Origin of the sequence: Micromonospora sp. NPDC049240, assembly GCF_040647835.1 — a bacterium.
In the GTDB taxonomy this organism is placed as follows: domain Bacteria; phylum Actinomycetota; class Actinomycetes; order Mycobacteriales; family Micromonosporaceae; genus Micromonospora.
In genome coordinates this window covers 1-23,268 of the sequence record NZ_JBEZCX010000024.1, presented here as the reverse complement: position 1 = coordinate 23,268, position 23,268 = coordinate 1, and the positions used below count along the sequence as shown (strand labels likewise).

The window sequence follows — 23,268 nt, the reverse complement described above, 5'->3', positions numbered from 1 at the left end:
TGCTCAGCGGCGTCGCTTCGGGCTTTCTCCGTTGAGGAACCACCATCACGCCTTTCCGCAGGCTGCCGGTCTGGCAGGGACGTCCGGATCGTAACAACCCCACCGCCGGGGCGCTCGGCGTGTGTTCGCGGGCGAGGACCGTCGTCGGGTGGCGCTGGGGGCATACCGGCGTAGGGTGGGGAGCGGAGATATGACCACACGCGCCACTTGCGGCGCTCCGCCGATGTCGACGAGGAGAGTGGGCTCAGCTGGTGACTGCTGCCGACGTCAGGGGTTCCGACCCGGGCGACGGACGGATCTCCACGCCGAGTGCCGACCGGGCTCGGGTGTGGTCCGCCGACGCCCCGACGCCGGCTGCGCTCCCACCGCTGGCCCCCGACCACGACGCGCCGATCGTCCCCGACTGGTCCGAGGTCGTGGAGCACTTCCGTGAGGGTCTCATCGTCTGCGACGCCGACGGCGTGGTGCGGCACGTGAGCCCGGTCGCGGAGCGATTGGTCCCCGAGGTCGTGCCGGGCGAGGTGCTCGCCGCCGCCGGCGTGGCGGCGCTGGGCGGCGACGGTCGGTTCGAGTTCACCCACCACGACCGGCGGCTGCGGCTGCGCCCGGTCGCGCTCTCCCACGCCCGGCGCTGCTGGTACGTGGAGGACGTCACCGAGAGCGTCAGCCGGGCCGACGCCCTGCTCGCCGAGCGGGCCCGCTCGTTGTTCCTCGCCGTGGTCGGCGAGAAACTCGGCAACCCGTTGCACCCCGACCGGGCCGCCGCCGCGGTGGCGCGGCTGGCGGTGCCCACGGCGGCCGACGTGGCGGTGCTGGTGCTGGCGCCGCGTTCCGGCCGGGCCCGCTGGTGGCGGGCGGTACGCGCCGAGGACGAGGCGCCCGCCGTGGACAGTGGTGTGCTGCCCGCCGCCGCGCTGCCCGCGGCCATCGAGGCCGGTCTCGCCGGGACCGAGCCGCACGCGCTGGACTGGCTCGTCGAGCAGGCCGTCGAGGCGGGCTGGCTGCCCGGCCTGGACGCGACCGGCGCCACCGCCCGGGTGGTGCCGCTGCCGGGCCGGGACGCCCCGGTCGGCGTGCTGCTGGTGGCCCGCCGGGCCGGCCGCTGGTACGACGAGGCCGACATCGACCTGGTGCGCGCGTTCGCGGCCCGGGCCGGCGCGGCGCTGACCACCGCCATGCTCTACCGCGACCAGGCCGAGGTCGCCGACACGTTGCAGGCCAGTCTGGTGCCGGTCGAGCCGGCGGCGGCCTCGGGCGTGCAGTGGGGCACGGCGTACCGGCCGGCGCAGGCCGGTCTGCGCATCGGTGGTGACTTCTACGGCTCGCACCGGCTGCCCGACGGCGGCTCGGTCTTCTTCCTCGGCGACGTGTCGGGCAAGGGCGTGGAGGCGGCCGTCTTCACCGGCCAGCTCCGCCAGTGCCTGCACGCGTTGCACCGGGTGGAGACGCAGCCGGGGCGGTTGCTGAAGCTGCTCAACGACGCGTTGCTGGAGACCACCCAGGCCCACGGGCAGGGCCGGTTCGCCACCATGGTGCTCGGGGTGGCCCGACCGCACCGCGACGGCGGGCTGACGCTGACGCTGGCCGGGGGCGGTCACCTGCCGCCGCTGGTGCTGCGCGCCTCCGGCGAGGTCGAGGTGGTGCCGTTGAGCGGCATGCTGATCGGCGTGGTGCCGGACCCGCGGATCGGCGACGCCACCGTGCACCTGGCGCCGGGCGAGACCTGCCTGCTCTACAGCGACGGCGTGACCGAGGCGCGGGGCGGGTGGCGCGGCGACGAGCAGTTCGGCGCGGACCGGCTGCTCACCGCCGTGACCGGCTGCCACCGGATGCCCGCCCCGGCGCTGGCCGAGCGGGTCGAGCAGGTGACCTGCGACTGGCTCGCCCACGGCGACCACGACGACATCGCGGTGCTGGCGTTACGGGCGACCGGTGCGGCCGGCCGCGCGTCCCGCCACCTGCACGCCGTGCCCGGCCCGACGGGCGCCGAACCGACGAGGGAGCTGCCCGAGTGACCGCGACGACCACCGCAGCCGGCCCGGCGCACGCGTTCGCCGGCTATCTGGAGTGCCTGGCCGAGGCCGACGAACAGGGTGCGGTGGCGGTCGCCCGGGGGCTGCTGGAGGCGGGCGTGCCGGCCGAGCGGGTGCTGCTCGACCTGGTCGCCCCGGCGCAGGCCGAGGTGGGCGAGCGGTGGGCACGCAACGAGTGGAGCGTGGCGCAGGAGCACGCCGCCACCCACATCAGCGAGCGGGTGGTGGCGGCGGTCGCCGCGTACGCCGATCCGCGGGTGACCCGCGGCCGGATCGTGATGGCCTGCATGGACGGTGAGTGGCACGCGTTGCCGGCCCGGCTGGTCGCCGAGGTGCTGCGGCTGCGCGGCTGGCAGGTGGTCTTCCTCGGGGCCAGCGTGCCGGCCGCGCACCTGGTGTCCTACCTGCACCGGTACGACGCCGACGCGGTGGCCCTGGCCTGCGCGCTGCCGATGCGGCTGCCGCACGCCCACCGGATGATCGAGGCGTGCCGCCGCTCCGACGTGCCGGTGGTGGTGGGCGGGCGCGGGTTCGGCGCGGACGGCCGCTGGGCCCGGGTGCTCGGCGTGGCGTGGGCGCCGGACGCGCCCGCCGCGGCCGACCTGGTCGCCGACGACCGGGCGCTGCGCGCGACGCCGCCCGCACGGCTGGACCACCTCGCCGACGACGAGTACGCCAGCCTGGTCAAGCGGCGGGGCGAGCTGATCGACAGTGCGCTCGCCGACCTGCGCGAGCGGGTGCCGGCGGTGGTCGACTACACGCCGGCGCAGCTCGACTCGACCGTGGGCGACCTGGGCTACATCGTCGACTTCCTGGCCGCCGCGCTCTACGTGGACGACGGGACGCTGTTCGCCGAGTTCGTCGAGTGGTTGGTGGAGATCCTGGTCAACCGCGGTGTGCCGGCGGGCGCGGTCGGCCTCACGCTCGACCACTATGGACAGCAGCTGCGGGACTTCCCCCGCGCGGCCGGTTTCCTGGAGCGGGCGCGGGCCGTGGTGGGCGGCGGGGTGGCGGCGACGGCGGGCCGCTGATCCGGATCGGGCCGGACGCCCCCTATACTTGCTGCACTGCAAGGGTTCGCCTGCGGTGGGAGCGAGAGGGGCCACGGTGACGTTCACCGTCACGTCCGCCCGGCGGGACCAGGGCGTCACCTGCCTCCGGCTCGCCGGTGAACTGGACCTGAGCACGGCCGGGGAGCTGACCGCCGAGATCGACCGGCTGGTCGCCGACGGCCGCCGCGAGTTGCTGCTCGACCTCACCGAGCTGACGTTCTGCGACTCGACGGGCATCGCCGCCTTCGTCCGTGGGGACAATCTCGTCGCCGCCGACGGTGGCTGGCTGCGGCTCACCGGAGCGACCGGCCGGGTGGCCCGGGTGCTTCAGGTGACCGGGCTGGCCGAGGTGCTGCGCCACGACCGCGACACGGCCGACCCGACGCGGTCGGCCGGCTCCTGATCGGATAGATTTCCCGCCCAGCGTCCGGTCGCGCGGCCGGTGCCCTCCCCGAGACGAAGCAGGTAGCCCCATGGGTCAGCCCAGTTCGAGCCCCGTCCGCATCCTGGTGGTGGACGACGATCCGGGTGACGTCTTGATGATCGAGGAGGCGCTCGAGGAGTCGGACGTCGAGAAGGTCATCGACGTGGTCGCCGACGGCGAGGAGGCGATGGAGTTCCTCCGTCGCGAGGGCCGGCACACCGGGGCGCAGCGACCGGACGTCATCCTGCTGGACCTCAACATGCCGCGGATGGACGGGCGGCAGGTGCTCGGCGAGGTCAAGCGGGACGAGAACCTCCGAAGCATCCCGATCGTGGTGCTGACCACCTCCAACGCCGACACGGACGTGGTGAGCAGTTACACCCTCCAGGCCAACGCGTACGTGACCAAGCCGATCGACCTGGACGACTTCAACGACGTGGTGCGCCGCATCGACGAGTTCTTCGGCCGGGTGGTCGTGCTCCCCAAGCACTCCTGACGACCCGCGCGTCCCGGTGTCCGGATGCTGAACATTTCCGGTGAACGGCCGACGGCGGTCCGGCCCGCCCCGCAGGATCGTCAGGTGGGGGACGCACGCCGGCTGCCTGGGGGGCGACAGCATGAGGTTCTCGGTGGTGGAGGCCGGTTACGACCGGCGCCAGGTGGATGCCTGCCTGGACGAGCTGGATCTCCGGCTGCGCCGGCTGGCGGCGCGTGCGGAGGGCGTCGCGGGGGCGGGTCGGGAGTGGGACCGGATCCGGCTGGACGCCGGGCACCTCTGCGACTATCTGCGGCGCCGCGCCGCGCCGGCTGACCGGCCTGTTCCGGCCGACCCGTCGGACGCCGACGCCCCGGCCGGCCCGTCGGCCGCCGAGCGGGAGGCCGCCGACCTGGTGGCCCGGGCGCGCGCCGAGCTGGACGCCGCGCGCGAGGAGGCCCGCCTGGTGCGGGAGGAGGCGTACGCGGAGGCGCTGCGGGCGCGCCGCGAGTTCGAGGCCGCGCTGCTGGCCCGCCGCCGCCGCGAGGCCCGGGTCGACGAGATCCTCTCCGGCGCCCGCGTGCCCGCCGACACCCCCACCGCCGCCGCCGGCCGGTGAGACGACGCTCCGGGCCTCAGGACAGCGCCGCCACCACCGTGGTGGCCCGCTTCTCGTGCTTCGCGTACGCGTCGGGGAACGCGGAGATCTGCACCGCCTGGGCCGCGCCGGTGACGCTCATGTCCGCCCAGCCCGGCACGTCGGCCAGCGCGGCGTAGAACGCCCGGGCCGCGTACGCCGGTCGCATGAGTTCGGCGACCGTGCCCCACCCGCTGCTCGGGCGCTGCTGGAACAGCCCGACCGAGTCGTGGTCGGAGCCGCTGCCCTGGTGCGGCTGGTCGAACGACTCGGGCAGCACGTCGCTGGCCAGGTTGTACAGGTCGCTCTCCTGCATGGCGGTGGCCACCGCCACCACCATCGCCCGGCGCGGCAGGCGCATGTCCCGGCCGACGTCGACGATGGCCTTCGCGTTGTCCATCTGCCGCTGGTCCAGGCCGGCGACGGGACGCGGGTGCTTCGGGCGGACCACCTTCCGCGGTGGCTTCTTGCGATCCGGCGTCGGGCTCGGCGTGGCGACCGGGACGGGCGACGCCGGGGCGACGGCGGGGGGCGCCGCCCGGGTGAAGTCGCGGGAGGCGCGCTGCTCGACGGCGGCCCGGTCGGCGAGCGCCTCGCGTACCTCCACGGTCGGCTGGGCGGCCTCGCCGACGCCGGCCATGCCGATCAGGCCGAGGCAGCAGGTGACGCCGGTGGCCACCGCGATCCGGCCGGGGACGGAGCGGACCGCGCCGCGCCGGGTTGGCTCCGGGGCGCGGTGCCGTCCCACTCGCCGTTCGGCCGATGCCGGGTCGATCGTTCGGCCAACCGGGCGGTTCGCGGGCGATGACTGGGGGGCGCGGTGGTCGGGATGCACCCGCCGAGGCTAGAAAGCTTCTCGGCGCTTGCCATCGGGGTGGTTGGTGGCATGCGCCACAGTTTGCCGGAATCCGCTCCGGCATAACCGTCAGTGAATCACCAAACTGTCGAACCTCTTGTCTCCGTAAAGTCGGTCGTGGCGGATTCGACGGGACGATCCGGGCGCGCGACCGTCAGCGCGTCGCGGCGTGGCGACCTCCTCCGATCGGGGGAGGAGCCGCCGGTCGCCCGGCCACGTGATCGACTCCGACCCGCCGAGGCCGGCCATCTCCACCCCGCCACCGGCGGGACCGGTGCGGGCACTGGAATCCGGCGCACCGGGCGCCCGGGCGCTCGATACGATTCCGACGGTGACGGAGCAGATGGTCGACGACCGGGCCGCCGGTGAGCCCGCCGGCCGGCGGGGGCGACGGGGCCTGATCATCGTTTCCTGCGCCGTGCTGCTCACCGTGCTGCTGGTCGGGCACCGGGCGGTGCCCAACGTGCACGGCCTGGGCAGCCTGGTGGACAGCGCCACCCCGCTGCTCGGTCTCGGCGTACCCCTGCTCGGGCTCGCGGCGCTGCTGCGCCGCTCCCGCCGCGCGCTGCTCGCCGTGCTGGTGCCGGCGCTGGTCTGGGCCGGGCTCTTCGGCCGGGCCTGGCTGCCCCCGGCGGCCGACGCCGACGGGACCGCGGTGCGGGTGGCCAGCCAGAACCTGCGGGCCGGCAACCCCGACCCGGCCGCCACCGTCGGCGCGCTGGCCGCCGACGCCCCGGACCTGATCGGGTTGCAGGAGGTCGACGACGGGGAGCGGATCGCGCCCGCGCTGGCCGGCCGCTACCCGCACCGGACGGCCGTCTCCACCGTGGCGCTGTGGAGCCGCTGGCCGATCCGCGAGACGCACGGCGTGGACACCGGCCTGGGCTGGGACCGCGCGCTGCGTGCCGTGGTGGCCGCCCCGCAGGGCGACCTGACCGTGTACGTCGTCCACCTCGGCTCCGCCCGCGCCGGCCACACCACCACCCGCGACGAGACGGTGGCGGCGCTGGCCCGCGCCGTCCGTGCCGACCCGGCCGACCGGCTGGTGGTGCTCGGCGACCTGAACACGGCCACCACCGACCGGGTCTTCGACCCGCTGACCCGACTGCTCGGCGACGCGCAGGCCGAGGCCGGGCAGGGTTTCGGCTTCACCTGGCCGGCGGAGGTGCCGGTGACCCGCCCGGACCACGTGCTCTACCGGGGGCTCACCCCGACCGCCGCCGGCGTGGTGCACACGCCGGACACCGACCACCGCGCGGTGACCGCCGGCTTCCGGTGGTGAGTCGGGTGTTCAGTGGCGGCCGTTCTCGGCCGGGGTGACCGTGAGCCGGTGCCGGCTCGGGTCACCGCTGGAGAACGGCCACAGCCGGTCGGCGTACGCGACCAACTCGGCGAGCTGGTCCCGGCTGAGCCCGGCCGAGGAGATCTCGGCGTGCACGTCGGCCCGGTAGCGGCCGTCGTCGTCGCGACCCAGCTTCGCCTCGGCGGTCACCTGCACGGTGTGCGCCTCGTCGGTGATCTCGCCGGCCGCCTCCACCGCGGCGTGGTGCAGGCAGGAGGCGAACGCGGCGGCCAACAACTGCTCCGGCGTCAGGCCGGAGCAGTGCGGCGCCAGCGGGGACGCCAGGGCGGAGGACAGACCGCCGTCGTCGGTGCGTACGTGACCGCCCGCCGCGGTCGCCGTGGCCGTCTCGGCCAGCCAGGAACTCGGATCCGGCATCGCGTTCCTCCCGTCACTCACCGGCCCGCGTTCCCGGCCGCCGACGGGCGAAACCGCAGTACGCTCAGCGGATCCGCCCGCTCGTGGCGGCGTCCACGGCCATCGCCTCGGTCGCCTCGGCGGCGGCCCGCCCGGTCCACGGCGAGGTCTCGCCGATCCGCTGCCGGGGCAGCACCACGGTCATCGGCACGTAGATGCGGGCGTCGACCGCCTCGGCCAGCAGCAGCGCGGCCATCGGGCTGGTCGGCCTCCCGGCGGGGTCGGAGTCGAGGCAGCGCTCGCACAGCTCGGCCACCTCGGCCGGCAGCCCGGGGACCTCCGGCAGCGGCCGGGGCGGCAGGCGGCGGCGCGCGCCGAGCAGTTGGCTGGTGCTGGCGGCGTCGTACGGCAGCCGGCCGCTCAGGCAGTAGTAGAGCAGCACGCCGAGCGCGTACATGTCGGCGGCCGGGGTGGCCGGCTGCCGGTCGAGCTGCTCCGGGGCGAGGTACGCCGGGGTGCCCACCACGACCCCCTCCGGGGTGTGGTCGGGCGCGCCGGCCGGGGTGGCGATGCCGAAGTCGAGCACCTTCACACCGGACGGGGTGAGGATCACGTTCGCCGGCTTCACGTCCCGGTGCACGATGCCGTGTCCGTGCGCGGCGGCCAGCGCGGCGCACACCTCGGCGCAGACCCGCACCGCGATGCGCCAGTCCAGCGGGCCGGCGCGCAGGTGCGCGGCGAGCGTCTCGCCCTCGGCCAGCTCCATCACGATGTAGGGCACCGGCCGGCCGTCCGGCAGCGTGGCGGTGCCGAAGTCGTGCACGCTGGCCACGTTCGGGTGGACCAGTCGCGCCGCCGAGCGGGCCTCGGCCCGGATCCGTTCCACCGAACCGGCGTCGCCGTCCAGCCCCGGCGAGATCAGCTTGATCGCCACGGTCCGGTCCAGCACCCGGTCGTGTGCCCGCCACACCTCCGACATGCCGCCCACGGCCGCGCGCTGTTCGAGCTCGTACCGCCCGCCCAGCGTCCTCATCGACCACTCCCTGTTCTCGTCCGGTCCCCCCGGACCCGCTACCCGGGCTCCGAGCTGTGCAAACCGCCGGGAGCGGCCCGGCCGGCGGGGTAGCTTCGCGAGCGGGAGTGTCGACGTCGGAACGGAGAGTGAGCGGTGGCGCTGGTGCGCGTACGGTTCGTCGGCGGTCCGGCCGACGACGTGGCCCGGGACCTGCCGGCGGATCCGGACGGCGCGCCGCCACGCCGGTGGATCTTGCGCCACCCCGAGCAGCCGCCCACCGACGTGGCGGACCATCTCTACGAGCGGGGTGACCGGGCCGGCCCGGAGGGCTGGACGATGCGCTACGTGCGCACCGACCCGTTCGGCGCCACCGAGTAGTCCCGGTCGCGTCCGGCGAGGGTGCGGCGTGGCCGCCGGCCCCGGGTGCGGCGTGGACGGCTCAGGCCGGCCGGACACCTGTGGTGCCGAGGATGACGGCGGCGACCAGCTCCGGGTCGTCGTGCATCGGCACGTGCCCGCAGCCGGGGAGGTCGAGGTGCCGGGCGGTGGGCAGCCGGGTGCGGGCCAGCGCGGCCTGCCGGTGGGGCAGGATGCGGTCCCGGGTGCCCCAGGCGACCGTCACCGGGACGGTGGGCCGCCCGGCGAACGCGTACCCCCGGCCGGCCCGGGCGACGGCGCGGAACGCGCGCGCCCGGCGCAGCGCGCGGGCGTCCGCGAGCGCCACGTCCGGCGTCAACCGGTCCGGCCGGGCCAGGATCATGCCCATCGCCAGGGCCCGCAGCGCCGGCGCGGCGAACAGGTGACGCAGCACCGGCTCGGGCAGCCGGGCCGCGCTGCGGTGCAGGCTGAGCACGGTGAGCGCCCAGCGCAGCTCGCGTGCGGTGCAGAAGCCGGCCGGCGACAGTGCGGTGGCCGAGGCGACCGCGCCGATGGCGGCCAGCTCCAGCGCGATCGCCCCACCGAGGCTGTTGCCGGCCACGTGCGGCCGGTCCAGCCCGAGCGCGGCGAAGAGGTCGACCATGCCGGCCACCAGCCCGGGCATGTCGGCGGGCAGGCCGGCGGCGGGCACCGGGGAGCGGCCGAAGCCGGGCAGGTCGACGGCGATCACGTCGTGCGTCCCGGCGAGCCGGTCCAGCACCGGCAGCCAGGCGCCGCCGTGGTGGCCGATGCCGTGCAGCAGCACCAGCGCCGGCCCGGCGCCGCGCCGCTCGAAGACCACCTCCACGTCGGGGCGGGGAGCCGGCGTGGTCACGGCCCGGCCGGCGACGTGCGGGCGCCGGAGCCCCGGGCCGCGCCGGTCGCCGGCGTCAGCCCGTCGGCGGGGCGGCCATCGATGGACATGCCCGGCAAGTTACCACCGGGTAGCCCGGTCGGGGAAGACCGGATCGCTGCGCCGGATGGCCACGCGCCGCCGGCACAGCTGGTACACAGGAACGGGACAGCGCCGGTACAGTCGGCGCGCCCACGATGGGGAGCATGGTCATGAACGGGCAGGCCGCGCAGGGCCGGATCGAGCTGCGCCGACCGGACGGCGAGCCGGTGCGCGTGCTGGTGGTGGACGACGAGCCGACGCTCACCGACCTGCTCTCGATGGCCCTGCGCTACGAGGGCTGGCAGGTCACCACCGCCGGCAACGGGATGGCGGCGATCAGCGCGGCCCGCCAGTTCCGGCCGGACGCCGTGGTGCTCGACGTGATGCTGCCCGACCTGGACGGCTTCCAGGTGCTGCGTCGCCTGCGCGAGCAGTCGCCGAGCGTGCCGGTGCTGTTCCTGACCGCCCGGGACGCGGTGGAGGAACGCGTCGCCGGGCTCACCGTCGGTGGTGACGACTACGTCACCAAGCCGTTCAGCCTGGAGGAGGTGATCGCCCGGCTGCGCGCCCTGCTGCGCCGCTCCGGGTTCGCGGTCGCCGCCCGGGAGGAGGCGGTGCTGACCGTCGGTGACCTCAGCCTCGACGAGGACAGCCACGAGGTGCGCCGCGGCGACGCCCTGATCACGCTCACCGCCACCGAGTTCGAGCTGCTGCGCTACCTGATGCGCAACCCGCGCCGGGTGCTCAGCAAGGCGCAGATCCTCGACCGGGTCTGGAACTACGACTTCGGCGGCCAGGCCAACGTGGTCGAGCTGTACATCTCGTACCTGCGCAAGAAGATCGACGCGGGCCGCGCGCCGATGATCCATACGCTGCGCGGCGCGGGCTATGTCCTCAAGCCCGCGGAGTGACCACGGCGGGCGGCTGCGTCGCCGGCTGGCCGGCTGGTCGCTGCGCCGCCGCCTGGTGCTCTCCGTGGTGGCGCTGCTGGCGCTGGTCAGCGTCGGCATCGGCGGCCTGACCACGGTCGCGCTGCGACACTTCCTCATCGGGCGGATCGACGACCAGCTCACCGGCGGCGAGTCCCGCCGGCACGTGCGGCAGCCCTCGCCGTTCGAGCTGCCGCAGGAGCGACCGAGCACCTTCCGTCCGGGTTTCCCACCCGGCTACCCGGCCGAGTCCGTGGCGGCGCGGGTCGTCGACGGGAAGGTCGACCTGGCGTTCCGGCAGGCGGCCACGCAGCCGGCCACGGTGCCGGTGGGGGAGGTGGCGCCACTGGCCCGGCTCCGTCCCGACGCCGCGCCGCGCACGATCGCGCTGGCCGGGCGCGGTGACTACCGGGCGGTGGCTCGGCAGATGCCCGACGGCGACGTCCTCGTCTTCGCCATCCCGCTGTCCGAGGTCGACGAGACGGTCATGTGGATGGTCGTCGCCCAGGCCGGGGTGATCGGGGCCGGCCTGGTCATCGCCGGCGGCCTCGGCGCGCTGATCGTCCGGGGCACGTTGCGGCCGCTGACCCGGGTCGCGGCCACCGCGGCCCGGGTCGCCGAGCTGCCGCTGGACCGGGGCGAGGTGGCGCTGTCGGTCCGGGTGCCGGCCGCCGACACCGACCCGCGCACCGAGGTCGGGCAGGTCGGGGGCGCGCTCAACCGGATGCTCGGCCACGTCGCCGCCGCGCTCGCCGCCCGGCAGGCCAGCGAGACCCGGGTACGCCAGTTCGTCGCCGACGCCAGCCACGAGCTGCGGACGCCGCTGGCCGCCATCCGGGGGTACGCGGAGGTGGCCCGGCGCGGCCGGCAGGAGGTGCCACCGGACGTGGCGCACGCGTTGCGCCGGGTCGAGTCGGAGAGCACCCGGATGACCAGCCTCGTGGACGACCTGCTGCTGCTCGCCCGGCTGGACTCCGGCCGACCGCTGGCCGCCGAGCCGGTCGACCTGACCGCCATGGCGGTGAACGCGGTCAGCGACGCGCACGTGGCCGGCCCGGAGCACCACTGGCAGCTCGACCTGGCGGACGAGCCGCTCACCGTCACCGGCGACGGCCACCGGCTGCACCAGGTGCTGACGAACCTGCTCGCCAACGCGCGGGTGCACACCCCGGCCGGCACCACCGTCACCACCCGGCTGTCCCCCGCCCCGGACGGCGTGGAGCTGCGGGTCACCGACGACGGGCCGGGCGTCCCGGCCGAGCTGCAACCGGAGGTGTTCGAACGGTTCGCCCGCGGTGACAGCTCCCGCTCCCGCGCGCACGGCAGCACCGGTCTGGGGCTGGCCATCGTCGCCGCCGTGGTGGAGGCCCACCACGGCCGGGTCGAGGTGGCCAGCCGCCCCGGCCACACCGCGTTCACCGTCTGGCTGCCGGGATCCACAGCGGACGCATAGGTCGTTCACGGGGGTGGGTCAGCGGGCCCTCCGAGGCTTGCCGGCATGGACAGAACCGAGAGCCTGCTGACCGCGCCGACGGGTGGACCGTCCGCGACCGGGCCGGCCACCACCCCCGTACCGGAGTCGGCCCCGACCGCGGCGGAGCCGCCCGGCCGCGACCCGCGCTGGGCGCGCCCGGCCCTGGTCGGCCTGCTGGTCGCCACCGGCCTGCTCTACCTGTGGGGACTGGGCGCCTCCGGCTGGGGCAACGCGTTCTACTCGGCCGCCGCGCAGGCCGGCTCGGAGAGCTGGCAGGCGTTCTTCTACGGCTCCTCGGACGCGGCCAACTCGATCACCGTGGACAAGACGCCGGCCTCGCTCTGGCTGATGGCGCTGTCGGTCCGCGTCTTCGGGCTGAGCAGCTGGTCGATCCTGGTGCCGCAGGCGCTGCTCGGCGTCGCCTCGGTCGCCGTGCTGTACGCGACCGTCCGCCGCTGGTACGGCCCGACGGCCGGCCTGCTCGCCGGCGCGGTGCTGGCGCTCACGCCGGTGGCCACGCTGATGTACCGGTTCAACAACCCCGACGCGTTGCTGGTGTTCCTGCTGCTGGCCGCCGCGTACGCCACGGTCCGGGCGGTCGAGACCGCGAGCACCCGGTGGCTCGCGCTGGCCGGCGTGCTGGTCGGCCTCGGCTTCCTCACCAAGATGCTCCAGGCGTTCCTGGTGATCCCGGTGTTCGCCGCCGTCTACCTGCTGGCCGCGCCGACCGGACTCGGCCGGCGGATCCGGCAACTGCTGCTGGCCGGGCTGGCGGTGCTGGTCTCCGCCGGCTGGTGGGTGGCGGTCGTGGAACTGGTGCCGGCGAGCGCCCGCCCGTACATCGGCGGCTCGCAGCACAACAGCATCCTGGAGCTGACGCTCGGGTACAACGGCCTGGGCCGGATCACCGGTGACGAGGTGGGCAGCGTCGGCGGGGGCGGTCGGCCGGGCGGTGGGGGCGGCGGACCGTTCTCGGGCCAGACGGGTCTGCTGCGGATGTTCGACACCGAGGTCGGCGGGCAGATCTCCTGGCTGCTGCCGGCCGCGCTGGTCCTGCTGGTGGCCGGCCTGTGGCTGGCCGGGCGGGCGGCGCGCACCGACCGGCGGCGGGCCGGCCTGCTGCTCTGGGGCGGCTGGCTGCTGGTCACCGGGTTGATCTTCAGCTTCATGTCCGGCATCTTCCACGCCTACTACACGGTCGCGCTGGCGCCCGCCGTCGGCGCCCTGGTCGGCATCGGGGTCACCCAGCTCTGGCGGGCCCGCACGGCGCCCACCCGGTCCGCTGCCGGCTACACCCCGGCGACCACGCCCGCCGGGCACGTCCCGGCCGGGAACCGCTGGCGTGGATACGCCGCCACGCTGGTGCTGGCCGGCGCGCTGGCGGTCACCGTCTGGTGGTCCTGGCGCCTGCTCGGCCGCAGCCCCGACTGGCAGCCCTGGCTGCGCCCGGCCGTGCTGGCGACCGGCCTGACCGCCGCCGTCCTCCTGGCGCTCCTCGACCTCCCGGTGATCAAGGGCTTCGTGCCGGCCAGGGCGCCGCACGATGACGCGAACTCCTCGGTCACCTCGGGCCGGGCGGGCCGGTGGTGGACGCGCGGGGTGGTGACCGGGGTGGCGGCGCTGGGGATGGCGGCGGGAGTGGCCGGGCCGGCCGCGTACGCGGCGCAGACCGCGGCGACCCCGCACACCGGCTCGATCCCGAGCGCGGGTCCTGACGTGGTGGGTGGCTTCGGGCCGGGCGGCCGGGGCGGCTTCCCCGGCGGGCGGATGCCGGGCGGCGGGGAGTTCCCCGGCGGCGCGTTCCCCGGCTTCCCGGGCGGCGGGAACGGTCGGTTCCCGGGCTTCCCGGGCGGCCAGAACGGCGCGTTCCCGGGTTTCCCCGACGGCGGCCAGGCACCCGGCACTCCCGGCGGACCGAACGGCGGGACCGGACCGAACGGCGGGATCGGACCGAACGGCGGCGCCGGTCAGGACGGCGGGCGTGGGCAACGCGGCGGCGGCATGGGCGGACTGCTCGACGCGCGCGAGCCGAGCGCCGAGATGACGGCGCTGCTCACGGCCGACGCCGAGGACTACACCTGGGTCGCGGCCACGATCGGCTCGAACAACGCCTCCGGCTACCAGCTCGCCACCGGCGAGCCGGTGATGCCGATCGGCGGCTTCAACGGCAGCGACCCGTCGCCGACGCTCGCCGAGTTCCAGCGGTACGTGGCCGACGGCCGGATCCACTGGTTCCTCGGCGGCGGCGGGTTCCGGGCCAACGGCGGCAGCAGCGCGTCGACCGAGATCGCCGCCTGGGTCGCCGAGAACTTCACCGCGACCACCGTCGACGGGGTGACCGTGTACGACCTGAGCAGCGGAAAGCAGGGCTGATCCATGATCCTCATGCCGGAGCCCCGGGCCGCCGTGCAGGCCCGGCCCACCGCCGAGGGCGCGGTGCTGGACGTGGTGGTCCCGGTCCACAACGAGGAGGTCGACCTCGGCCCCTGCGTCCGGCGGCTGCACGCGTACCTGACCGCCCAGTTCCCGTACCCGTTCCGGATCACGGTGGCCGACAACGCCAGCTCCGACGGCACCCTGGCGGTGGCCGAGGCGCTCGCCGCCGAGCTGCCCGAGGTCGGTGTGCTGCACCTGGCGGAGAAGGGCCGGGGCCGGGCGCTGCGGGCCGCCTGGTCGGTGTCGCCGGCGCCGGTGCTGGCGTACCTGGACGTGGACCTCTCGACCGACCTGGCCGCGCTGCTGCCGCTTGTCGCGCCGCTGCTGTCCGGTCACTCCGACCTGGCCATCGGCACCCGGCTGGCCCGCACCAGCCGGGTGGTCCGGGGCACCAAGCGGGAGGTGATCTCCCGCGGCTACAACCTGCTGCTGCGCGGCACGCTGGCGGTGCGTTTCTCCGACGCGCAGTGCGGGTTCAAGGCGATCCGCGCCGACGTGGCGGCCGAGCTGCTGCCGCTGGTCCAGGACACCGGCTGGTTCTTCGACACCGAGCTGCTGGTGCTCGCCCAGCGGGCCGGGCTGCGGATCCACGAGGTGCCGGTGGACTGGGTGGACGACCCGGACAGCCGGGTCGACATCGTCGCCACCGCCCTGGCCGACCTGCGCGGCATCGGGCGGCTGGTCCGGGCGCTGGTCACCGGCGCGTTGCCGCTGGCCCGGCTGCGCGCCCAGCTCGGCCGGGCGCCGCTGCCGGCGCCGCCGGCACAGGTGCCGGTCGGGCTGCCCGGCCAGCTCGTCCGCTTCGCCGCGGTCGGGGTGGCCAGCACGCTCGCGTACCTGGTGCTCTTCCTGCTGGCCCGCGGCCCGCTCGGCGCGCAACCGGCGAACCTGCTGGCGCTGCTGCTGACCGCGGTGGCGAACACGGCGGCCAACCGCCGGCTCACGTTCGGCGTCACCGGTCGCCGCCACGCCGGCCGGCACCACCTCCAGGGGCTGCTCGCGTTCGCGCTCGGTCTGGCCCTGACCAGCGGCTCGCTGGCCGTCCTGCACGCCGTGACGGTCCCGCCGCGCGCGGTCGAGCTGGCCGTCCTGGTGGCGGCGAACCTGGCCGCCACCGCGCTGCGCTTCCTGCTGCTGCGGCTGGCGCTGCACCACCGCCCCTGACCCCACCTCGTCGATCATGAGGTTGGCGGCCGCGACGCGCCGCGACGCCTGCCGCCAACCTCATGATCGACGGTGGGTGGCAGGGTGGACGGATGTACCGGGAACGGGCGGCGGTGGGGATTCCGGCGGCGGTGCGCTGGGCGAGCGTCTCGTCCGGCGCGGGGCCGGTCCGCGTGCTGCCGGACGGGTGTCTGGACCTGCTCTGGTCCAGTCGGGCCGGGCTGCTGGTGGCCGGGCCGGACCGGGTGGCCCAGGTGTCGTGGTCGGCGCCGGGGGAGCGGTGGATCGGGCTGCGCCTGCCGCCGGGCGTCGGCCCGGCCGTGTTCGGGGTGCCCGCCGAGGAGTTGCGGGACCGCCGCGTCCCGCTCGCCGACCTGTGGGGCCGCGCCGCCGTGGAGCCGGCCGACCGGATCCGGGCGGCCATCGACCCGGGCGGTGCGCGGTGCGCGGCCGACTGGTGCGACGCCGGCGCCACGATCCTGGAGGAGGTGGCGCGGGCGCGCTTGCGGGCCGCCGGTGGGCCCGACCCGCTCGGCGCGCACGTGGCCGCCCGGCTGGCCGCCGGCGCCACGGTCGCGGCGACCGCCGCCGAGGTCGGCCTCGGCGCGCGGGCGCTGCACCGGCGCAGCCGGGCCCTCTTCGGGTACGGCCCGAAGACGCTGGCCCGCATCCTGCGCATGGGGCGCGCGCTGGACCTGGCCCGACGCGGCGTGCCGCTCGCCGAGGTCGCCGTGCGATCCGGGTACGCCGACCAGGCCCACCTCACCCGCGACGTGCGCGAGCTGACCGGCGTCCCACCGACCCGGCTGCTCACCCCGTCCGCCGACTGACCGGCGGGCCGGAGCGCGACGACTGGCGGGCCGACCGGGTGGCCCGGCCGGTCGGCCGGCGAACGATGCGGCGGGTGCCGGTCAGTCGGTCGTCAGCGGCGCGAACAGGTCCACACCGTTGCCGTCCGGATCGTGCAGGACCGCGTACCGCTGGCCCCAGACCGCGTCCCACGGCGGCAGTTCCCCGTGGTGGCCGGCGGCGGTCAGCTCGGCGTACCAGCGGTCCACCTCGGCCGGGTCGGCGCAGCGGAAGGCCAGGCTCATCCGCGGGCTGCCGGCGGGCGGTGTGAAGCCGGGATGGAAGCCGCGGATGGTGTCGACGGTGTCCCAGGCCAGCCGTACCCCGTTGGGGAGGGCGACCTCGACGTGCGGTTCCGTCTCGGCGCCGGCCGGGATCGGCAGCCCCAGCCGGCGGTAGAAGTCGAGCGTGCGGGCCATGTCGGTGACGACGGTCCCGACGAGATCGAACTGCGGTGTCATGCCGCCACGGTAGGCGGCCCCGGGCCGGCCCGTCTTGAACGGATCGGACGGGGGAGGAGTGCCCGGTGTGGCCGCGCGTGTCCGGTCAGGCGCGTACCGTAGGGGACAAGTCCGGCGTTGAGGAGTAAAGCTCGCGTTCCGGGCGGTGCTCCGATGACCGGCGAGGGAAGGAAAGCAGCCGTGACGCACCTGGCCTACCTGGACGCGGGATCCGGCAGTCTCATCGTGCAGGCGGTGGTCGGCGGGGTGGCCGGAGTGGCCGTGGCCGCCAAGCTCTACTGGCGGCGCCTGGTGACCCGGTTCCGTCGCCAGCCCACCGACCGGGGCTGACGGCATGACGGTTCCCGACACCGGCGTCCGTGTCGAACCCGGCTCCTTCCGCGACCCCGGCAACCAGGTCTTCCATCGGGCCGGGGAGGTGCTGCGCGGCCTCGACGAGCGGTCCGCCCGGGACTGGCGGGCGTTGTCCGCCAGCGACTTCTTCCGCGACCTCACCGCCGCCGGCCACCTGGTCGGCACCGAGGAACTCGTCCCGACCCCGGTCGACGTGCCCTGGGCCGCGGTGCTGCGGCACGACCGCATCCCGTTCGTCTCCCACCCCTACGAGTGGCCGTACGCGATGCTGCGCGACGCGGCGCTGCTGCACCTGGACGTGCTGCGCGCCGCACTGGAGGCCGGCTTCACCACCAAGGACGGGTCGGCCTACAACGTGCAGTGGCGCGGCGTCCGGCCGGTGTTCATCGACGTCGGCTCGTTCGAGGCGCTTCGCGACGGCGAACCCTGGGCCGGCTACCGGCAGTTCTGCCAGACGCTGCTCTACCCGCTGCTCATCCAGGCCCACCTCGGGCTGGACTTCCAGCCGTTCCTGCGGGCCCGGATCGACGGCGTCGAGCCGGACCAGATGCGCCGCCTGTTCGCCGGCGCCCGCCGCTGGCGGGCCGGGGTGCCCACCCACGTGCACCTGCACGGCGCGATGCAGGCCCGCCACGCCGACGCCAGCAGCAGCGCCGTCCGCGCCCAGCTCCGCGCCGCCGGGTTCTCCCGCGAGCTGGCCCTGGCCACCGTACGCGGGCTGACCCGGCTGGTCCGCCGGCTCGACCACCGGCCCCGCGACAGCCACTGGGCGGACTACCAGCGCACCTGCGCGTACTCGGTGCCGGACCGGCAGGCCAAGGAGGACTTCGTCGACCGGGCGGTGGCCGCCACCGCCCCGCACTCGGCGTTGGACCTGGGCGCCAACGACGGCCGGTACGCCCGCGTCGCGGCCCGGCACGCCGCGTACGTGGTCGCCGTCGAGCAGGACCCGGGCGTGGTCGACGCGCTCTACCGCGCGTTGTGCGACGAGGGCGAGGGACGGATCCTGCCGCTGGTGATGGACCTGGCCGACCCGTCGCCGGGCGGCGGCTGGCGCGGCGTCGAGCGGGCCGCGTTCGTCGACCGGGCGCGCGCCGACCTGGTGCTCGCCCTGGCCCTGGTGCACCACCTGGCGATCGGTCGGAACGTGCCGCTGCCCGACGTGCTCGACCAGCTCGCCGCGCTCACCGAGCCCGGCGGCAGCCTGGTGGTGGAGTTCGTCCACCCGGACGACCCGATGGCCCGCCGGCTGCTGGCCAACAAGCCGGACGGTCTCTTCCCCGACTACCGGCGGGACGCGTTCGAGGCGCTGCTGGCCCGGCGCGGGCGGGTGGTGGCGCGCGCCGAGCTGCCCTCCGGCACCCGCACGCTCTACCAGGTGGTGGTGGGTGGCTGAGGACACCCTCGCCCCACCACGGGACCGTCCGGCCGGCACCGACGCGCCCCGACGGCGGGGCCCGTGGCGGGCCGAGGCGGCGCGGCTGGCCGAGGTGACGGCGCTGGTCGGCCTCGTGGTCACCCAGCCGCTGCTCGACGTGCTCGGTCGCAGCCCCGACTTCTTCCTGTTCCACCGCGCCTCCCGGACCGACGTGCTGCTCCTGGTCGCGCTGGTCGCGCTGGCGCCCACGCTGCCGTTCGCGGCGCTCGGCGCCCTGGCACTGCTCGGCGGCCGGGTCACCCGGGCGGCGGTGCACACCGTGCTGGTCGGGCTGCTGCTCGCCGCGCTCGCGGTCCAGGTGGGCCGCCACCTGACGCCGCTTCGGGGCGTACCGCTGCTGGTGGTGGCCGGCGGGGCCGGCGCGCTCGCGGCGGTCGCGCACCGGCGGTGGCGGGCGCTGCGCCGGGTGCTGCGGGTGGCCGCGGCCGGCCCGGTGGTCTTCGTCGGGCTGTTCCTGTTCGCGTCGCCGGCCTCGGCGGTGGTGCTGCCCCCCGGCGACGGCGGCGCCGCCGGCACGGCCGGCGCGGGCAGCCACCCGCCGGTGGTCATGATCGTGCTGGACGAGCTGCCGCTGGTGTCGCTGCTCGGCCCGGACGGGCGGATCGACGCCGCCCGCTACCCGAACTTCGCCGCGCTGGCCGCCGGCTCGACGTGGTACCGCAACGCCACCGGCGTCAGCGGCTGGACGCCCTACGCGCTGCCGGCCATGCTCACCGGCCGTTACCCGGACCGGGCCGTGGCGCCGCACTACTCGCAGTATCCGGACAACCTGTTCACCGCGCTCGGCGGCCTCTACCAGATCAGGGCGCAGGAGAGCATCACCCGGCTCTGCCCGCCCAGCCGCTGCGAGCAACCGGCCAGCCCGCAGCAGGGGATCGGCGTGCTGGCCCGGGAGAGCGGCAAGCTGCTGCGCCAGCTCACCGCACCGGTGGACAGCCGGGTCGACCCGGAGGACTCGTACCGGGAGCAGACCGCGGCCGAGGCCGGGCTCGACGCCGCCGAACCGGTGCCCGACGACCCGAAGTTCCGCTGGGACACGCTCGACGACAACCAGCCGGCCCGGTTCACCTCGTTCCTCGCCGGGCTGCGCCCCGCCGACCGCCCCACGCTGCACTTCCTGCACCTGCTGATGCCGCACTCACCGTGGGCGTACCTGCCGTCCGGGGCGCACTACGACGCGCCGGAGGACCTGCCCAACGACGGCGCCGGCTGGGTGGACGTGGCCCGTGCCCGGCACCTGGCCCAGCTCGGCTACACCGACCGGCTGATCGGCGAGACGCTGCGGACGCTGCGCGCCACCGGCCTCTACGACCAGGCGCTGGTGCTGGTCACCGCGGACCACGGGGTGAGCTTCCGCCAGGGCTGGCAGGGCCGGGGGATGGACGCCATAAACCACGCCGCGAACGAGGTGGCCTGGGTGCCGATGTTCGTCAAGGAGCCCGGCCAGCGGGCCGGCCGGGTCGACGACCGCAACTGGGAGCACGTGGACCTGCTGCCCACCATCGCCGACGAGACCCACGTCCGGGTGCCCTGGCGGATGGACGGCGTCCCGGCGAGGGCCGCCCCGCGCGGGCGGGCCGACAAGCGCTTCTACGACCGGCCCGGCCAGCCGGTGACGATCACCGGCGGGGTGCCCGCACCGGTGCCGCTGCCGGCCGTCGACCCGTTGGTCGGCACGCGGCTCTCCGACGCGCCCCCCGGTGGCACGGCCACGGTCGCGAACCGGGCCGCGTTCGCCGCGGTCGACCCGGCGCGGGGGCTGCCGGCGCTGGTCTGGGGCACCGTGCCCGACGCCGTGCCGGACGGCACCCGGCTCGCGGTGGCGGTCAACGGCACGGTCGGCGCGGTGGTGCCGGTGGTGTCGCGGGACGCCGGCGGCCGGCGGTTCGCCGCGTTCCTCCCCGACGACCGGCTCTTCGCCGCCGGCGCCAACCGCCTCGACCTGTACCGCCTCGACGCCGGCGGGACGCCGCGGCGGCTCGACCTGTCCTGACCGGCCCCGCGGCCGGTTTCCGCCCCGGCAACTCGGGAATCAGTGACGCATACCTCACCTGCGAAACCATGCCGAGCGTTGTCCCCCATACCGTGATTACGGTAGAAGCGAAGGCAATTCAACGAAGATCTTGCCGGCGAAGCGAGGAACAGATGACGGAAGTCAAGCTCGACCACCCCGGTGGGCAGCTGTCGATGCCGGTGCAGTCCGCGGTCGAGGGCCCCGCCGGGATCGGGGTGAGCAAGCTGCTCAAGGAAACCGGGATGACCACGTACGACCCCGGTTTCGTCAACACCGCGTCCTGTTCGTCCGCGATCACCTACATCGACGGTGACGCGGGCATCCTGCGGTACCGCGGCTACCCGATCGACCAGTTGGCCGAGAAGTCCTCCTTCCTGGAGGTCTCCTACCTGCTGATCTACGGCGAGCTGCCGTCCCAGACGGAGCTCACCGAGTTCAGCGAGCGGATCCGGCGGCACTCGCTGCTGCACGAGGAGATGCGTCGCTTCTTCGACGGTTTCCCCCGCGATGCGCACCCGATGGCGGTGCTCTCCTCGGCCGTCAGCGCCATCTCGACGTTCTACCAGGACAGCCTGGACCCGTTCGACTCCGAGCACGTCGAGATGTCCATGGTGCGGCTGATGGCGAAGGTCCCGACCATCGCCTCGTACGCGTACAAGAAGTCGATCGGCCAGCCGCTGCTGTACCCGGACAACTCGCTCGGCTACGTCGAGAACTTCCTCCGGATGACGTTCGGCGTGCCGGCCGAGCAGTACGAGGTCGACCCGGTCGTCGCCCGCGTGCTGGACATGCTGTTCGTCCTGCACGCCGACCACGAGCAGAACTGCTCCACCTCGACCGTGCGGCTGGTCGGCTCCAGCAACGCCAACCTGTTCGCCTCCGTCTCGGCCGGCGTGAACGCGCTGTTCGGCCCGCTGCACGGCGGCGCCAACCAGGCCGTGCTGGAGATGCTCCAGAAGATCCAGGCCGACGGCGGCGACGTCCGCACCTTCGTGCAGAAGGTGAAGGACAAGCAGGACGGCGTGAAGCTGATGGGCTTCGGCCACCGGGTCTACAAGAACTACGACCCGCGGGCCGCGATCGTGAAGAAGGCCGCCCAGGACGTGCTCGGCCGGATGGCCAAGCCGGACCCGCTGCTGGACCTCGCGATGCAGCTGGAGGAGATCGCGCTCGCCGACGACTTCTTCGTCTCCCGGCGGCTCTACCCGAACGTGGACTTCTACACCGGCCTGATCTACAAGGCCATGGGCTTCCCGACGAAGATGTTCACGGTGCTGTTCGCGCTGGGCCGGCTGCCCGGCTGGATCGCCCAGTGGCGCGAGATGATCAACGACCCGGAGACCAAGATCGGTCGCCCGCGGCAGATCTACACCGGCGCCCCGGAGCGGGACTACGTCCCCGCCGCCAACCGCTGACGTGTAAGGAGGGGCCCCCTGTTAACGCCTCAGGCATAGATGGGGCCCCTTCTCAAACGACGGCCGACGCGAAGGCCGCCGACCCGATCGGGTCGGCGGCCTTTTCCGTGCTCCGGGGCGCGGGGTGGTGAGAAGGGGCCCCTGCTATACCGCAGGCGTTAACAGGGGGCCCCTCCTTTCACCGCAGGCCGGCGGCGGTGAGGAGGTTGCCGGCGGGGAGCGGGGGCAGGGCGCGGCCGGCGGCCATTCGCTGCTCGGTGCGGGCGGCGGTGAACGCCGGGTCACCGGCGATCGCGGCGGCGTACGCGGCGGCCGTGCGGGACGCGATGGCCGACCAGCCGTACTGCTCGTGCACCATGGCGCGGGCCCGCCGGGCCAGCGCGCGGGCCCGGTCGGTGTCGGAGAGCAGCGCGTGCACCGCCTCGGCCAGCCCGTCCGGGTCCTGCGGGGCGAACGTCATCCCGGTGACGCCCGGCTCGACGATCTCGGCCAACCCGCCGGTACGCGACACCGCCAGCGGCGCGCCCGCGGCAGCGCCCTCCAGCGCGACCATGCCGAACGGCTCGTAGATGCTGGGCACCGCGAAGCAGTCCGAGGCGGCCATCACCGCGGGCAGGTCGGTGCCGCCGAGGAACCCGGGCATGCTGACCGTGTCGCCCAACCCGAGCCGGTGCACCTCGGCCTCCAGCTCCGCCTTGTACGGCCCGTCGCCGACGATCACTGCGCGCAGCCCGGGGTGCCGTTCCCGCAGCCGGGGCAGCCCGGCCAGCAGGTGCTGCACGCCCTTCTCGTAGACCAGCCGACCGGCGAACGTGACAAGCGGCCCGTCGGCGGCGAAGCGGGTCCGGGCGGCGGCGACCGCCGAGGCGGGCACCCGCCAGCGGTGCGGCTCGACGCCGTTGGGGACCACGTCGACCCGGGCCGCGTCCACGCCGAACAGCGCGCCGACCTCGTCGCGCATGTAGCCGGAGCAGACGATCACCCGGCCGGACTCGCTGGCCAGCCAGTGCTCGACGCCGTGGATGGTGCGGTTCATCTCCTCGGGCAGCCAGCCCTGGTGCCGGCCCGCCTCGGTGGCGTGGATGGTGGTCACCAGCGGCACGTCCAGGTGCTCGCGCAGCGTCATGGCGGTGTGCGCGACCAGCCAGTCGTGGGCGTGGATCACGTCGTACGCGCCGGACTCGGCGGCGCGCAGCGCGGCCCGGGTGAGCGTGTGGTTGAACGCCATGGT

The 23,268-nt window shown here is 75.2% G+C and carries 22 protein-coding genes; 16 read left to right on the top strand and 6 right to left on the bottom strand.

All coding sequences use genetic code 11. The annotated features are described in order from the left end of the window. Positions 1–251 precede the first annotated feature (251 nt). The 5 genes from AB0B02_RS27985 to AB0B02_RS27965 all read left to right on the top strand — a co-directional run bounded on the left by AB0B02_RS27985 (position 252) and on the right by AB0B02_RS27965 (position 4,603). Positions 252–2,015, top strand: a complete 1,764-nt coding sequence (locus tag AB0B02_RS27985) for a PP2C family protein-serine/threonine phosphatase (protein ID WP_281940587.1) — start codon at positions 252–254, stop codon at positions 2,013–2,015. After that, positions 2,012–3,064, top strand: coding sequence for a cobalamin B12-binding domain-containing protein (locus AB0B02_RS27980; protein ID WP_281940589.1), 1,053 nt, complete (start codon positions 2,012–2,014; stop codon positions 3,062–3,064). Before AB0B02_RS27985 ends, AB0B02_RS27980 begins: the two co-directional genes overlap by 4 nt. A 76-nt stretch (positions 3,065–3,140) precedes the next feature. After that, a complete protein-coding gene (locus tag AB0B02_RS27975) occupies positions 3,141–3,488 on the top strand; it encodes an STAS domain-containing protein (protein ID WP_281940591.1) in 348 nt (115 codons plus the stop codon). A gap of 70 nt (positions 3,489–3,558) precedes the next feature. Continuing rightward, entirely contained in the window at positions 3,559–4,005 is a 447-nt protein-coding gene (locus tag AB0B02_RS27970; protein WP_281940593.1) for a response regulator, read from the top strand. A gap of 121 nt (positions 4,006–4,126) precedes the next feature. Next, the gene (locus AB0B02_RS27965) at positions 4,127–4,603 is read left to right on the top strand and encodes an ATPase (protein WP_281940595.1); all 477 of its coding nucleotides are present in this window, start codon (positions 4,127–4,129) and stop codon (positions 4,601–4,603) included. 16 nt (positions 4,604–4,619) lie between these two features. On the opposite strand, the gene AB0B02_RS27960 is transcribed toward AB0B02_RS27965, so the two are convergent. Next, entirely contained in the window at positions 4,620–5,261 is a 642-nt protein-coding gene (locus tag AB0B02_RS27960; protein ID WP_281942632.1) for a hypothetical protein, read from the bottom strand. Positions 5,262–5,808: 547 nt separating this feature from the next. Here AB0B02_RS27960 and AB0B02_RS27955 point away from each other — a divergent pair. After that, positions 5,809–6,759, top strand: a complete 951-nt coding sequence (locus tag AB0B02_RS27955) for an endonuclease/exonuclease/phosphatase family protein (RefSeq protein ID WP_357305216.1) — start codon at positions 5,809–5,811, stop codon at positions 6,757–6,759. A gap of 9 nt (positions 6,760–6,768) precedes the next feature. Here the strand turns inward: AB0B02_RS27955 and AB0B02_RS27950 are convergent, their stop codons facing one another. Beyond that, complete coding sequence (locus AB0B02_RS27950) at positions 6,769–7,197, bottom strand: OsmC family protein (protein ID WP_107155495.1); 429 nt, start codon at positions 7,195–7,197, stop codon at positions 6,769–6,771. Positions 7,198–7,261: 64 nt separating this feature from the next. Beyond that, a complete protein-coding gene (locus AB0B02_RS27945; protein ID WP_357305211.1) occupies positions 7,262–8,209 on the bottom strand; it encodes a serine/threonine-protein kinase in 948 nt (315 codons plus the stop codon). Positions 8,210–8,344: 135 nt separating this feature from the next. Here AB0B02_RS27945 and AB0B02_RS27940 point away from each other — a divergent pair, with 135 nt between their 5' ends. Next, complete coding sequence (locus AB0B02_RS27940; protein WP_281940601.1) at positions 8,345–8,569, top strand: hypothetical protein; 225 nt, start codon at positions 8,345–8,347, stop codon at positions 8,567–8,569. A 61-nt stretch (positions 8,570–8,630) separates the two neighbouring features. Here AB0B02_RS27940 and AB0B02_RS27935 read toward each other — a convergent pair whose 3' ends face one another. Next, positions 8,631–9,443 carry an alpha/beta fold hydrolase gene (locus AB0B02_RS27935; protein WP_281940603.1) on the bottom strand — a complete coding sequence of 271 codons (813 nt, stop codon included), beginning with the start codon at positions 9,441–9,443 and terminating at the stop codon, positions 8,631–8,633. A 215-nt stretch (positions 9,444–9,658) separates the two neighbouring features. On the opposite strand from AB0B02_RS27935, the gene AB0B02_RS27930 reads away from it, so the two are divergent. The 5 genes from AB0B02_RS27930 to AB0B02_RS27910 all read left to right on the top strand — a co-directional run bounded on the left by AB0B02_RS27930 (position 9,659) and on the right by AB0B02_RS27910 (position 16,336). Beyond that, the gene (locus tag AB0B02_RS27930) at positions 9,659–10,414 is read left to right on the top strand and encodes a response regulator transcription factor (protein WP_281940605.1); all 756 of its coding nucleotides are present in this window, start codon (positions 9,659–9,661) and stop codon (positions 10,412–10,414) included. Further along, positions 10,392–11,885, top strand: coding sequence for an ATP-binding protein (locus AB0B02_RS27925; protein ID WP_281940607.1), 1,494 nt, complete (start codon positions 10,392–10,394; stop codon positions 11,883–11,885). The genes AB0B02_RS27930 and AB0B02_RS27925 overlap by 23 nt, the downstream gene beginning before the upstream one ends. A gap of 45 nt (positions 11,886–11,930) precedes the next feature. After that, positions 11,931–14,279, top strand: coding sequence for a glycosyltransferase family 39 protein (locus AB0B02_RS27920; RefSeq protein WP_357305206.1), 2,349 nt, complete (start codon positions 11,931–11,933; stop codon positions 14,277–14,279). 12 nt (positions 14,280–14,291) lie between these two features. Beyond that, entirely contained in the window at positions 14,292–15,506 is a 1,215-nt protein-coding gene (locus tag AB0B02_RS27915; protein ID WP_357305378.1) for a glycosyltransferase, read from the top strand. 92 nt (positions 15,507–15,598) lie between these two features. Further along, on the top strand, positions 15,599–16,336 hold the full coding sequence (locus AB0B02_RS27910) for a helix-turn-helix transcriptional regulator (RefSeq protein ID WP_281940610.1): 738 nt from the start codon (positions 15,599–15,601) through the stop codon (positions 16,334–16,336). An 81-nt stretch (positions 16,337–16,417) separates the two neighbouring features. On the opposite strand, the gene AB0B02_RS27905 is transcribed toward AB0B02_RS27910, so the two are convergent. Beyond that, entirely contained in the window at positions 16,418–16,816 is a 399-nt protein-coding gene (locus AB0B02_RS27905) for a VOC family protein (RefSeq protein WP_281940612.1), read from the bottom strand. Positions 16,817–16,996: 180 nt separating this feature from the next. Between AB0B02_RS27905 and AB0B02_RS27900 the strand changes: the two genes are divergently transcribed. The 4 genes from AB0B02_RS27900 (at position 16,997) to AB0B02_RS27885 (ending at position 22,037) form a co-directional block, all read left to right on the top strand. Continuing rightward, positions 16,997–17,146 (top strand): hypothetical protein, encoded by a 150-nt coding sequence (locus AB0B02_RS27900; RefSeq protein WP_281940615.1) that lies wholly within the window; start codon positions 16,997–16,999, stop codon positions 17,144–17,146. Positions 17,147–17,150: 4 nt separating this feature from the next. Then, positions 17,151–18,566: a class I SAM-dependent methyltransferase gene (locus AB0B02_RS27895; RefSeq protein ID WP_281940618.1), complete on the top strand. Its 1,416-nt coding sequence runs from the start codon at positions 17,151–17,153 to the stop codon at positions 18,564–18,566. After that, entirely contained in the window at positions 18,559–20,601 is a 2,043-nt protein-coding gene (locus AB0B02_RS27890; RefSeq protein WP_357305200.1) for a sulfatase-like hydrolase/transferase, read from the top strand. Before AB0B02_RS27895 ends, AB0B02_RS27890 begins: the two co-directional genes overlap by 8 nt. Before the next feature lie 152 nt (positions 20,602–20,753). Beyond that, positions 20,754–22,037 (top strand): citrate synthase, encoded by a 1,284-nt coding sequence (locus AB0B02_RS27885; protein ID WP_281940622.1) that lies wholly within the window; start codon positions 20,754–20,756, stop codon positions 22,035–22,037. Positions 22,038–22,215: 178 nt separating this feature from the next. Here AB0B02_RS27885 and AB0B02_RS27880 read toward each other — a convergent pair. Then, positions 22,216–23,268 (bottom strand): glycosyltransferase family 4 protein (locus AB0B02_RS27880; protein WP_357305197.1); only part of this gene is annotated, 1,053 nt, incomplete at its 5' end.